The following is a 13,185-nucleotide window of genomic DNA, read 5'->3' as shown; positions in this document are numbered from 1 at the left end:
ATAGTGATTTTGATAACGGGAAAAACAATATAGAAAGATGAACATGGAAATAAATCCTTCCGAATACAAGATCCTCATCGTTGACGATGTGATGTCAAATGTTTTATTGTTGAAAGTGCTTTTGACAAACGAGAAATTCGCAATTGCTACTGCGAGTAACGGGCGGCAGGCATTGGAGCAGGTGGAAAAGGAAAATCCTGACTTGGTTTTGCTTGATGTAATGATGCCGGACATGAGTGGTTTTGAAGTAGCCCAACATTTAAAGTCAAATCCGCAGACTGCTGAAATTCCGATCATCTTTCTGACCGCACTGAATAGTACGGCAGATATTGTGAAAGGCTTTCAGGTAGGAGCGAATGACTTCATCTCTAAACCTTTCAATAAGGAGGAACTGATTATCCGTGTTACCCACCAAATATCTTTGGTAGCTGCCAAGCGGCTGATTTTGAGTAAGACGGAAGAACTGCAACGTACCATTGCCGGGCGTGACAAGCTCTATTCGGTGATTGCCCATGACCTGCGTTCTCCGATGGGATCCATCAAGATGGTGCTGAATATGCTGATATTGAACTTGCCATTTGAGAAAATAGGTGCTGAAATGTACGAGCTTCTGACGATGGCTAATCAGACAACGGAGGATGTGTTCTCATTGCTGGATAACTTGCTGAAATGGACAAAGAGTCAAATCGGTAAGTTGAATGTGGTTTATCAGGATGTGGATCTCGTCGAAGTGACAGACGGTGTCATTGAGATTTTTAGTATGGTGGCAAGTCTGAAAAAGATAAGAATCCGCGAGATGAAACCGGAGAGAATGATGGTTAACGCTGATATTGACATGCTGAAGACGGTAGTCCGCAACTTGTTGAGCAATGCCATCAAGTTCAGCAAGGAGAATTCCGAAATATTGGTGAAGATGGAGGAAGTGAATGGTATGGCAGTTGTCAGTGTTCAAGATCATGGCTGTGGCATCAGCGAGGAAGGGCAGAAGAAATTGTTGCATGCTGATACGCATTTCAGCACGTTCGGTACGAACAACGAAGAAGGCTCGGGACTGGGCTTGTTGCTGTGCAAGGATTTTGTCGTGAAGAATGGCGGTAAACTGTGGTTTACTTCCAAGGAAGGCGAAGGCTCCATATTCAGCTTCTCTATTCCGGTGAAGTAATGATAACGAAGAAAATAGAACGGATGGTCCGTTGAAGTAAAACAGACCATCCGTCAGACTCAAATAGACCGTCTGTTTCTTATGAACAGATGGTCTGTTTTTTTATCTCTTACACAGACTGCGGAAATCGCAATATTCACATTTCCGGGTATCCTCTGTTTGGCTGAATGTTTCTTCTTGGCTGAATATCTCCTGCAGGAGTCCGTGCAGCCGTTCGCGAAACTCGTCTTCGAAGAAAGCGAAGTTGTTGACCGGTACCTTGGGTTGTCGTGGCGCTCCCATTTCGATGATCGGGGAGTAGCTTTCGGAAGCTGCCCGGTGGATGTAGAGCAGGGAAGGGGCTACCTTCAGCGATTGCTTGCGGCAGAGGATAGCGGCGTACAGAAACGTCTGGAAAATATAGTTGGGACGGTTGTCGGCGGGAGTAAACAGTTGTTCTATATTTTCTGGAGTCTTGGGAGTACCGCCTGTCTTGTAGTCCACAATACGTAGCGTGTCTCCTTTGCTGTCCAGGCGGTCGATGGTACCGCCTATCTGTAAGGCAAGCTTTCCTTGCGGAGTATCTATTTCCATCGTTTCTCTGACGTCCTGTTCCATGCCCTCCATACGGAACGGGGCATATTGCAGGTCATTGCGCAGGAGCTGGCGCAGGTAAGAGGCGATGACTTTGGAATGGATGAGCTGCGTACCGTTATACTCCGGTTGCTCCGTAAGGGGCACATGGAAGAACTTTTCTTTGAAAGCATTGTCCACATAGGCTTGCAGGCGAATATCGTCTTTCAGTAATTGTTCCAGGTCATCTTTACGTATCTCCCGTCCGTTGGCTATCAGTTCGTTGTACACCAGTTCGGCAGAACGGTGGAAGATGGTGCCGAAGAGGGCGGAGTCTATCTCGGCGCTTACTTCATCGGGAGCTTTCAGGCCGGCTACGTATCGGTAGTAGAATTTCAGCCGGCAGTCCAGATAGGCATTGAGGGCAGAGGGGGAGAAGAACGCTTGGGGACGTCGGTGGATGTCGTAGGCATCAAACATCTGTTGCAACATCTCCGGTGTCTTGTGAATCTCAATTTCCCGGGCTTGCTGGGGGGATTGTCCGGCTTCAAGGTACTCAAGGGAGATGTTGTGTGGCGATTCTACCAGGAATTGCAGCATGAAGCGGGACATTTCCCCGCGGTTCAGTCCGTCCGAAGAGGTGTTATATAATAAGGTGACGTTTTCTGCCCGCTGGATGAGGCGGTAAAAGTAGTAGGCATAGACGGCATTTTTGTGCTCTATGGTGGTCATGCCGAAGGCTTTCCTTAGGTTGTAGGGGATGAAGGAGGACTCGCCTCCGGCTTTGGGCAATTGCCCTTCGTTGAGGGAGAGCATGATGAGATTGCGGAAGTCGAGGTTACGCGTTTCCAGCACACCCATTACTTGCATGCCGATGGCGGGCTCTCCGTGGAAGGGGATGTTGGCAGAGGTAAGCAGCCGGTTCAGCAGTCGCTTCAGCGTGTCTGTGCGCAGGCTACTCACTTCCCCGGTCTCTATCAGATTGAGCAGGCGATTGACGAGAGTGTAACTTTTGAACAGAGACTCACGGTACAGCTGGTTGAAGATGTCTTCCACGTCTTTTTCCTGGCGGTAGAGGACGGCTACTTCGCGAAGCAGTTCGGTGAGGTAGCTGCATAGGGCGGCGATGCCGTTCTGTGGTGTAAAGACTTGTTCAAGGAATGCGTCCTGCTTCAGCTCCGAGGGAAGAGGATAGAAGCGGTTGTCCTGCGTAAGCCGTCTTTCCAGTACTTCGGCATGGGAGGAAAGCTGCCGGGTATAAGGATGTTTCAGCAGGGTGAGTACGGTCTCGTAAGTATATCGTCCGGTACCTGTGTGGTAGCCGGTAGTCTGTAGTTCTACAAGGGCGTTGATGAAGCTGTATACCGGAGTTTGGGCAAGGGGGAATCCCATTGTGATGTTGACGTTCTTTACCTCTGCCGGAATGGAGTGGAGGACGGGAAGCAGCAGGGATTCGTTGCAGAGGACGACGGCAGTATCCTTTAATGAAGATTCTTCATTTCTCTGTTTTTCGTTCTCCCTAATCCATTGAGGCAAGTAACGGGCTTGTGCATTTTCCGTAGAAGCGGAGATAAAGCGTACATTCTTGGGTTTCCGCAGTACATCAAAGGATTTTTCGGGGAGCTGGTTGGGGAACAGCTTTAGGTTGCGGAGGATGAATTCGCCTGCTTCGTGGGTATAGGGTGGTTTTTGTTCGCGTGGGAGGCGGGTGTAGAATACGTCATAGTCCCAATAGAACATCGCTTTTCCGGCATTCTGCAAGAGCTGAAAGAAACGGGTTTCTACTCTATTCAGCACGTTGAAGCCGACAAATACATAGCGGTCGTAGCGTAGTCGGTCGGTGTTGAGTTGCTCCATGACATTGCGGTACATCATGCCTTCGTAGGCGATGCCAAGTTCCGTGAGGTTTCGGCGGTAGTGGCGGTAGATGTCGCCCAACTTATCCCAGAGGGAGATGAATTTTGCTTTCAGCTCCGTGCGCTTTTCTATGGAGAAATTTTGGAAGAATTGGCGGATGGCTTCTTCCTGCTCTTGGTCAAGGAAGTCGTAGCCGTCCATGATGTTCTTCAGTTCCTGCAGATTGCTGAAGAGCTTGTCGGCATCTACGAGGTTTTTGTCCACGTCGTCGAAGTCGCTGATGAGCAGTTCTCCCCAGAAGTAGAAGTCATCCAGAGTCTCTTCACTGTGGGTCTCTTCGCGGAACACCTTATACAGTTCGCATACCAGGCGGATGGGGTCACCGGACTTTAGTGGCGAGAGTTGCCGGAATAGTTCGCTGATGCTGACGTAGGCGGGCGACCACAAGGGGCGGTCCGTTTCGGCTGCCAGGTATTCGTTGAAGAACAGACTGGCACGTTTGTTGGGGAAAACGATGGCGGTGCGCGAGAGGTCGTTTCCTATTTTGGCGTAAAGGTCGTGGGCGACCAGTTGGAGAAATGTTTTCATAATTCAGTTGATAATTGATAGTTGATAGTGGATGGAGAGTGAGTTTATACCGGTTCTATGTTGTTCTCCTCTACATACCACAAGTAGCCCCGTATATTTTCTGCGGCATACCCCATGCGGACCAGCAGTTGCATGTATCTCTGTACTTGCTTGTTGTACTTCTTATTCGGCTTTCCGAACTTGAAGTCTACCACTACGATTTCTTCACCACGCATCATCACACGGTCCGGGCGGCGTGTCCGCAGTTCGCCGTTTTCCTGCCAGATGATGTCGCATTCATTGAACAGCCGCCACGTCCCCGAATACCAGTCCTTGACTTGGGGCAGGGAGAAGGCGCGTTCGGTGAGGTCGCGTATTTCTTCTTCCGTCTCACTTCGTCCAATTACTCCTTCAAAGACGAGCTGGCTGATGGCATTGTCAATATCTTCTTCGGTTTCGATAGCAGAGAATAAGGTATGCAGCAAACGTCCCCGGTTGATGAAACGCTGGCTGGATTCTGCTTCGTCCACTCCTGCTATGAAGTCTGCCGAACGGTTGGATTGCCGGAACTCGATGTCGTGGAGCATACTCTCCATGTGGACGGGCAGTTTGACCGGCTTTTGCGAAAGTCTGTTGACCGGTTGCTGTTCATAAACCTCAGGTTTACGTTCGCAGTATAGAGGTTTCTGTTCGTAGCATAGAGGTTTGGCTTCGTCATCAGTAGGGTTGTCTGCGTCGTGCTGTGAGACGGGGATGGAGGAGGGACAAATCTTGCCGTTCTCGTATATGGCAGCTTCTTCGTCCCAACTGCCTGCTCCGTCTTTGGCTATGCGGGGCAAGGTGTTGGCAAGGAGTTCGGACATGGTTCCCTTCTGTTCCTTCCGGCTCCAGAGGATGAGGTTCTTGCCGGCACGGGTAAAGGCCACGTACAGCAGATTCAGATTGTCCACCCATAGCTGAAGCCGTTCGTGCAGATAGTCCTGCCGGTATATGGATTCCGCCATGGTGGTGGAATAGTTCACCGGCACTAAGCTGATGGCATTATAGGGCTCTTCCGGTGGGATGCACCACACCAGCTGGTTGTTGGTTTCGTTCTCCAGCTTCCAGTCGCAGAAGGGAATCAGTACGGAATGGAATTCCAGTCCTTTGGACTTGTGGATGGAGAGGATACGTATACCGTCCATCTCACCGCTGGGGATGGTCTTGCTGCAAAGGGTTTCGTCCCAGTAGCGGATGAAGCTGTCCAGCTCGGAAGAATTGCTTTGCAGATACTCCGTCACAGCATCGAAAAAGGAGAAGAGGTAGGCATCCTGCTTTTCAATGCAGCTCATGGTGAAGATGCTGAACAGTTCTTCCAGTAACTCATACAAAGGCATCAGGCGCAGCGTTTCCCGTCGGGAGGTAAAGGCTTCGGGAAGGGGAGTGGCTGTTGTGAATTCCGGTTGCTCGTCATTTGTCATTTGTAATTTGTAATTCTCCATCAGTGCAGCCTCCGCAATCTTGTTCTCCGGATTCGACAGGCAGCGCAGGGCATCCATCAGCATGCAGATGGCAAGGGAGGCATCCAGACGGAAAGCTTCGTCGGACACGACAGAGAGATGCAGTTCTTTGTCAAAATAGTCGGCTATCGGCGGGATATTCTTGTTCTTGCGGACAAGGATGGTGATATCATTCAGTGTTACGCCCTCTTCCAGCAGCCGTTGCACCTCTTCTCCTAAAGCGAGAAGGGTCTGCTCTGTATAGTTGTGTTCATCGTCCGGTTCCAGGAAGGTGGCTTTTACGTAGCCGTACTCCGTGTTCTTGGGCGATTCCTGCACTACGTCGGCATAAGCGCGTTTCAGGGGTAGGCAATCCTCTTTCAGTTCGTTCAGGTGTAGCGTATTGAGGTAGTCTATGGCAGCGGTAAATACTTGGTTGTTGAAACGGATAATGTTGGTTTCGCTACGTCGGTTTGTTTTTAGGGTTTCCACACGGACGGGGAAGTTGTTTAATGGAGAACTTGATTCTCTATTCTCCATTTTCAATTCTTCATTGCCTAAACTATTCAGTATTCCCCAGTCCCCGTTCCGCCAGCGGTAGATGGACTGCTTCACATCTCCCACAATCAGACTGTCGGCTCCTTGCGAAAGTCCTTCGAGCAGCAGTAGGCGGAAGTTGTCCCATTGCATGCGGCTGGTGTCCTGGAACTCGTCAATCATGACGTTGCGTATGTTGGCGCCGATTTTCTCGAAGACGAACGAAGAGTCACCCTCGCGCACCAGTTTGTGCAGTAGGGCGTTGGTATCCGAGAGCAGAAAGCGGTTGTGCTCCCGGTTTAGCGTGCGTACCTCTTCGTCGATATGATTGAGAAGTTGCAGTTTGTTGAGGTGCTGGAGCGAGAGGCGGCAACTGTTCAGGGTACGGTTGCGTTGCGGACGCATTCTTTCGGCTTCCTGCAGTAGAGGCATCAGACTGGTTTCTGCCAGACGGATGATGTCGTCCTTTCGTGAGGATGTTTTCGTTGCCCAGTTTTTTGCATCTGTCAGGCTGTTTTGCAGGGTGGCGTTCAGCACATCCTTGTCAGAAAGTCTGCCATCGCGCAGCTTGCGGAAGTAACTGCCGATACCTCGGGCACCTCCTTTCAAGTCTTCGGGAGTAAGGGCATGCCCTTCCAGTTCGCCCTCAAACTGGTCGTAGAAGCTTTTCATCTGTTCCAGAGCCTCGGTTTCCATATCGCGCAGCACATCCCGGTAGAGTTTCAGCGTATTCGGAGTACGCAGGCATTGCCGTAGTTTTTCACCGCGTTCTATGTAGCTTTCATCGAAGATATTTCGTCCGAAACTTTTCACCTCGTTCGATACGTTCCAGCGTTTGTCGTCGCGGATACGCTCGTCGATGTAGTCCAGTAGCCACGCCAGCACGGGAGAAGTGGGGGTAAGTTTTTCGATGAGGCTGTCTACGGCATCACTCAGCACTTCACTGTTGTTCAGCTCTATGCTTAGGTTAGGACTTAGTTCCAGTTCGCGGGCAAGGTTGCGCATCACGGATTGGAAGAAGGAGTCGATGGTTTCCACTCGGAAACGGCTGTAGTCGTGCAGCATGTATTGCAGTGCCATGCCGGCCCGTTGGCGGATGTCTTCGTCCGTCAACAGCCGATTGTTTCCGTTTCCCGCCTTTTCATCTTTTATCCTTAACCCTCCATCCTTAATCCTTTCCAAATACGCTTTCGATGCGGGTTCTCCCTTCCAGATGCCGTAAAGCTGTGTCAGTATGCGCTCCTTCATCTCTGCCGTGGCCTTGTTAGTGAAGGTTACGGCAAGTATCTGCCGGTAGGCGCGTGGATTGATTATCAAATGCTTGATGTATTCCACAGCCAGCGTAAAGGTCTTGCCGGAGCCGGCGGAGGCTTTGTATACTAATAATTCCATGTAAGTTGCTGCATTGAGTATATATCTGCAAACGTACATAAAAATAATGAAAAAATGAATGCTTCCCTGCTTTCTCTTAATAGAAATAAGTGGGGAAGCATCCGTTATCAAGAGGCTATACGTATGGTCTATACTACATTACCGGTGTCTGGAATAGGAATACAAATCCCTTGCTGTCTTTCAAATCTTTTACGGCATCTCCTGCATAGATTTCTCCGTTCGTCAGCGAAAGCTTCTTGATGCTTGCATTCGGACTGAAATCAATTTTATTCAGGTCGAGCCAGAACAAGTTGGGAGTCATGGTAGATTCAAAATAATATACTTTGTTTTTCTGGTCGGATACAGAACGCCAACGGGTGGAGGAGATATGAGGCTTGTCTGGTGTGGTGATACCGAACGGTACAGAAACATTGCGCATTACGCTCAATACACTGGGTACGGCAATCTTTGCATCTGCTGTTTGCGGAATGGCATTGATGTAGAATGATGCGCGTACAAAGCGGTCGCTGGAGCGGTTGGTTCCCGGTAACATATTCAGTCCGCCTACCTCTTTCCAATAGTCGTTGATACCCAGCTGGAGTTCATATTTGGGAGAGTTGGTCATTACTTGATATTGCTTTCCTTCATGTATCTCAAGGTTTCCGTCTATGTATTCCAAGACAGCCGTGTTTCCGGTTTCATCTGTGATGGCCAGATGCAGGGTGGAAGCGGCACCGTTGGGCAGGTCCGGTGCATCAATGCGGAAGGATTCTTTTTTCAGTTCATCTACAGCTTCGCGTACGGTTGCAAAATTGTCGAGTACGTATTGCGTCCAGATACTGATGCCCATAATCGGGCGGTTGTCTCCCGGTCGATGGTAAACGGACTCTGGAAGGAAGAGCAGGCTGGCAACCAGACCTTTCTCGTTCATACCGTCGCAGGTTCCTATGTCATAACCGGTGGCAATGACACTGCCGTACCTGGAAGTCCAGTTCACCGTATTTCCTTTGTTGTAACCTGCCCTTTGCATGCCTCGTGGGAATACATAGATGTTACTCATAAGGTCTTCTTTCCAGTCCATCGTACGTCCCGTAATGACTGTATTGTCAGGACCGATGTAGGTGGCGCGGGTACACGCTTCTGTTTGTTGTACACTCATGGCGGCTATGGCAGCCAGTGCAACAGCTATTGTCTTTATTGGTTTATTCATCTCGCTTTTGTTTTTATGATTAATACTCTGTTTCATAGAGTAACAAAAGGAGAGGAGTATAGTTTGAGGAAAAGAGGTGAAATTCCTTACTCGTCTTTTTCTTTCAGCAATTCTTCCATTTTCAGTACTTCGTCACGGTACTGGGCGGCTTCGATAAAGTCGAGCTTCTTGGCGGCTTCCTGCATAAGCTTCTTGGTACGTTCGATACTCTTTTCCAGTTGCTTGCGGCTCATGTACTGCACTATCGGGTCGGCAGCCAGCGTAGATGTACTTTCTTGTTCCACATAGGGACGGGGGGCACTGGAAGTGAACTTCTCGCCGCTGAGGACGGCTTCGCCGGCAGCCTCGTTGGTGGCAAACACATTGAGGTTCTTCGCTTTCTTGATTTGCTGGGGCGTGATGCCGTGCTCTTCGTTGTACTTCAACTGTTTCTCGCGACGGCGGTTGGTTTCGTCGATGGTCAGTTGCATGCTGTCCGTTATCTTGTCGGCATACATGATGACCATGCCGTTCACGTTACGGGCGGCACGCCCGGCAGTCTGTGTCAGTGAGCGATGGGAACGGAGGAAACCTTCCTTGTCTGCATCGAGGATGGCAACGAGAGAGACTTCGGGCAGGTCGAGGCCTTCACGCAGCAGATTGACGCCGACAAGTACATCGTAAACGCCTTCGCGCAAGTCACCCATAATCTTTACACGCTCCAAAGTATCTACGTCGCTGTGGATGTAATTACACTTCACGTTGTTGTTCAGCAGATATTCCGTCAGTTCTTCCGCCATTCGTTTGGTGAGGGTGGTGACGAGGGTACGCTCGTTCTTCTCGATGCGCAGCTGTATCTCTTCCATTAGGTCATCTATCTGGTTGTGGCTGGGACGTACCTGGATGATAGGATCCAAGAGTCCGGTCGGGCGGATGACCTGCTCTACTACGATGCCTTCGGATTTCATCAGCTCGTAATCTGCCGGTGTGGCGCTGACATAAATCACTTGCTTGGCCATCTCCTCGAATTCATCGAACTTCAGCGGGCGGTTATCCATGGCAGCCGGCAAGCGGAACCCGTACTCCACCAGGTTTATCTTGCGGGCACGGTCACCTCCATACATGGCACGTATCTGCGGAACGCTGACATGGCTTTCGTCAATGACTATCAGGAAATCTTCGGGGAAGAAGTCCAGCAGGCAGTAGGGGCGGGTACCGGCAGCACGTCCGTCAAAGTAGCGCGAATAATTCTCAATGCCGGAGCAATGCCCCAATTCGCGTATCATTTCCATATCGTAGGTCACCCGTTCCTGCAAGCGTTTGGCTTCGAATGGGCGGCCTTCGTTTTCAAACCATTGTACCTGCTTGTGAAGGTCGTCCTCTATTTCGTGGATGGCACGTAATGTGGCTTCTTTGGTGGTCATGAAGAGGTTGGCGGGATAAATCTTATAAGCGTCGAACTTGGCAACAGTTACGCCGCTCAGAGGGTCTACCTCTTCAATGCTATCCACCTCGTCTCCCCAAAAGGTGACGCGCAGCAGGTTGTCGGCGTAAGCCAGATAAATGTCCACCGTATCGCCTTTCACGCGGAAGTTGCCACGGTTCAGGTCAATGTCGTTGCGTACATAAAGACTGTCCACCAAGCGTCGCAGGAAGACATTGCGACTGAAATTCTTGCCTTGCTGCACTTCGATGACGTTGTTATAGAAGTCTGCCGGGTTCCCCATGCCGTAGATGCACGAAACGGAGGATACCACCACTACGTCTTTTCTGCCCGAAAGCAGGGCCGAGGTGGCGGCAAGGCGCAACTTGTCTATCTCGTCGTTGATGGCAAGGTCTTTTTCTATATAAGTGTCCGAAGAGGGCAGATAGGCTTCGGGCTGGTAATAGTCGTAGTAGGACACATAGTATTCCACAGCATTGTTCGGGAAGAATCCTTTGAACTCGCTGTACAACTGGGCGGCCAGCGTCTTGTTGTGGCTCAATATCAGCGTTGGTTTGTTGATGTTGGCAATGACGTTGGCTATGGTGAATGTCTTTCCGGACCCGGTGACACCAAGTAATGTCTGTGCGGGAAGCCCCTCGCGCACGCCTTCGGTCAGCTGTGCGATGGCCTCCGGTTGGTCACCGGTGGGCTGGTAAGCGGATGTCAGTTCGAATTTGTTCATTTTCTCTTCTTAGAAGCGGCAATATTCGGTAAAATCTTTGAGATAAACAAAATTTTTTTGTAATTCTGGAAAACTTTCGTTAGTGCCTTATACAAAGGACTTTGGGAGAATTACCCATTTTTGAGGTAATGACTTGGCAACTGTGCAATCTGCTGCGTTCTACCTTGAATTGCTTACAAGGAACTCTTATTTTGTTGCAAAGATACGAATTTTACTTATATATAAAAAGCACTGTACTATTTATTATGTCCCTTAGATAGTACAGCACTTGAATATTTGTCTAATTTCTTTTGATATAGAAAAAATGTTTTAAAGGCTATTCTTTGTGATAAGAAACCATATCTCCCTTATCATTTCGATACATCTCTATATAATCCAAACAACTTGGCTTTAATGCGCCATTAAAGTGGAAAACAAATGTTCTTCTTCCATCATTTGATTCACAACGTAGAGTTGATTCATCTTGTTTTGTTACACGTCCTACAACAAGAGGATTGTATGGTGGTATCATAAATTCAAACGTGCCCTTGCTAAATTTGTAGTAGATGTCTCGTTGGGTTGGACTATCTATAGTTTTTTCTCCATTTCTCCATAAACAGTTTCTTGGTGAACTAAAGTGATTATAATCTTGCCCTGAACCGATTTTATGTGCTCTTATAAAATAGCTCTTCACATAACTACCATAATCAGAACACATTTGAATATTCATTTTATAACCATTAATACCATAATCCCGTTCTTCTACTCCATAGTGTCCTTCTCCATATTTTACCATGTATGAAAACACCTTATCAGCAACATTGAAGTTTCTTGATGGGATCTTATCAATAAGACCTTCCGAGAAGTAATCTAATTCAAAGTCAATCTGATAAGAACCTTTCAGATAAAGATATGCTGCAAGATAAATAGCTTCTGCTTCAAGGTCTTTTGTATTAAGAGGCATGTGTTTTTTCAGGTCTGTTACACTTTCCTTTACATATTGTTCTATAGGGTCCATAGATGGAGCTTCTGATTGCAGAACTGACTTTATCGTAGATTCAGACTTACAATTGTTTACACTTGAAGATGATTGTGAACTCACATTTTTATCTTCCTTTTTACCGAATAAAAATTCAAAAAAATCCATGTTATTTGTATGATTTAAAGTTTAACACTCTTTTTCTTGTTTCTTTGTAATTGTACCTACATTCATATTGTAATATCTTAAATAAAGATTCAATATTACGACTTGTTAATTTGCCATCCTCCGCACAGATTCCTGTATAAAACAACAAAGCTATTGATTTTGCCTGCTCGTGTTTTGCTGATACAATTTCATTATATGTTTTTTCTTCAATATCAACATATCCTCCCGTATCATTAGGTTTAATAGATGCGTGTTGATAATAGGTAAGTGATTTCATATTATACTTCCATCCCGAAGATATTGATATTTGGGTTGCTAATTCATTACAATAATGCGCATAGTACATATCAGAAATGTACAACAAGTCAGGATTGATATTTATTGGAATTATATACCTTGCCATAGAATCCATAGCAATAGATGCCCTATTTACATAAGCTTCCTGTTGAAAGATTTCATCATTTGTTGTACAGGCTAATTTTGTCAAATATAGATAATCATATGAATAAATCTTTCTATATAGTTCCATATGGTTTTTAGGGCACATCAATAGTAATAATCTAAAAGTATTTGCTGCCCCAGCTAATCCATAATCACTATTCCAATATCGATTCGGGAACATTGCAAGTTGATTTATACTTCGATAAAGATAATTTAGCCCTTCTTCGAACTTTTGCCCATACATATACATACCTGCTATATCAGCAAGTATATATGGATGCTCTGTATCTTTAAATTCAAATATGATAGAATTTAATACAAAAGTAGGAATTTCATATAATGCTAATGAAATTCCCCTTGTACGCCAAGGAGAATTTAAATCTTTGAATTTAGGCTTGTCATTTTGTGCATTTTGAACTTTGAGGACATAATTATCCACAAACGAATCATCTATGCACAAACTTCTATCAATCATAGTAATTTCAGACATTTCATAATTCTTACATTTATTGTGTAGATACAGTCCCAACTCTTTAAGTAAAGATATGATATACTCATTGTGTATTTTATTCACATAAAAATCAAACATCATAGGAAAGAGCCAATTGCCCTTTTTCTCTTGAAAACAAATGGGATGTTCATGTGCAAATTGACTGAACGATTTTGGGTCAGCAGACTCAATTTTCTCAAGGAGAGTTTTGATGTAATAATTATCTTCCATACAAAAAACTTAATTA

7 protein-coding genes are annotated in these 13,185 nt (G+C 47.0%); 1 reads left to right on the top strand and 6 read right to left on the bottom strand.

Going from position 1 to position 13,185, the window contains the following annotated elements; all coding sequences use genetic code 11:
• Nucleotides 1-37 precede the first annotated feature (37 nt).
• Nucleotides 38-1,162, top strand: a complete 1,125-nt coding sequence (locus HUX74_RS00655; protein ID WP_117599492.1) for a response regulator — start codon at nt 38-40, stop codon at nt 1,160-1,162.
• 102 nt (nt 1,163-1,264) lie between these two features.
• Here HUX74_RS00655 and HUX74_RS00650 read toward each other — a convergent pair whose 3' ends face one another.
• From HUX74_RS00650 to HUX74_RS00625, 6 genes are all read right to left on the bottom strand, one after another.
• Complete coding sequence (locus HUX74_RS00650) at nt 1,265-4,159, bottom strand: PD-(D/E)XK nuclease family protein (protein WP_174646031.1); 2,895 nt, start codon at nt 4,157-4,159, stop codon at nt 1,265-1,267.
• 44 nt (nt 4,160-4,203) lie between these two features.
• Nucleotides 4,204-7,545 carry an exodeoxyribonuclease V subunit beta gene (locus HUX74_RS00645; protein ID WP_174646030.1) on the bottom strand — a complete coding sequence of 1,114 codons (3,342 nt, stop codon included), beginning with the start codon at nt 7,543-7,545 and terminating at the stop codon, nt 4,204-4,206.
• A gap of 133 nt (nt 7,546-7,678) precedes the next feature.
• On the bottom strand, nt 7,679-8,734 hold the full coding sequence (locus tag HUX74_RS00640; RefSeq protein WP_117599726.1) for a linear amide C-N hydrolase: 1,056 nt from the start codon (nt 8,732-8,734) through the stop codon (nt 7,679-7,681).
• An 86-nt stretch (nt 8,735-8,820) separates the two neighbouring features.
• The gene (gene uvrB, locus HUX74_RS00635; RefSeq protein ID WP_117964397.1) at nt 8,821-10,881 is read right to left on the bottom strand and encodes an excinuclease ABC subunit UvrB; all 2,061 of its coding nucleotides are present in this window, start codon (nt 10,879-10,881) and stop codon (nt 8,821-8,823) included.
• A 316-nt stretch (nt 10,882-11,197) separates the two neighbouring features.
• The gene (locus HUX74_RS00630; RefSeq protein WP_117678478.1) at nt 11,198-12,007 is read right to left on the bottom strand and encodes a hypothetical protein; all 810 of its coding nucleotides are present in this window, start codon (nt 12,005-12,007) and stop codon (nt 11,198-11,200) included.
• A 1-nt stretch (nt 12,008) separates the two neighbouring features.
• Nucleotides 12,009-13,169 carry a hypothetical protein gene (locus HUX74_RS00625; RefSeq protein ID WP_018697426.1) on the bottom strand — a complete coding sequence of 387 codons (1,161 nt, stop codon included), beginning with the start codon at nt 13,167-13,169 and terminating at the stop codon, nt 12,009-12,011.
• Between the last annotated feature and the right edge of the window lie 16 nt (nt 13,170-13,185).

It is taken from the genome of Bacteroides sp. Marseille-P8574, from assembly GCF_902825465.1.
Classification (GTDB): Bacteria; Bacteroidota; Bacteroidia; order Bacteroidales; family Bacteroidaceae; genus Bacteroides; species Bacteroides uniformis.
The sequence above is the reverse complement of the archived record's forward strand: the minus strand, read 5'-3'. Positions and strand labels throughout refer to the sequence as shown.

What these genes read in the sequence shown, in the direction of transcription:
- HUX74_RS00655 (WP_117599492.1), top strand. Translation starts at nt 38, where the DNA reads ATGAACATGGAAATAAATCCTTCCGAATACAAGATCCTCATCGTTGAC.
- HUX74_RS00650 (WP_174646031.1), bottom strand. Translation starts at nt 4,159, where the DNA reads ATGAAAACATTTCTCCAACTGGTCGCCCACGACCTTTACGCCAAAATA.
- HUX74_RS00645 (WP_174646030.1), bottom strand. Translation starts at nt 7,545, where the DNA reads ATGGAATTATTAGTATACAAAGCCTCCGCCGGCTCCGGCAAGACCTTT.
- HUX74_RS00640 (WP_117599726.1), bottom strand. Translation starts at nt 8,734, where the DNA reads ATGAATAAACCAATAAAGACAATAGCTGTTGCACTGGCTGCCATAGCC.
- uvrB (WP_117964397.1), bottom strand. Translation starts at nt 10,881, where the DNA reads ATGAACAAATTCGAACTGACATCCGCTTACCAGCCCACCGGTGACCAA.
- HUX74_RS00630 (WP_117678478.1), bottom strand. Translation starts at nt 12,007, where the DNA reads ATGGATTTTTTTGAATTTTTATTCGGTAAAAAGGAAGATAAAAATGTG.
- HUX74_RS00625 (WP_018697426.1), bottom strand. Translation starts at nt 13,169, where the DNA reads ATGGAAGATAATTATTACATCAAAACTCTCCTTGAGAAAATTGAGTCT.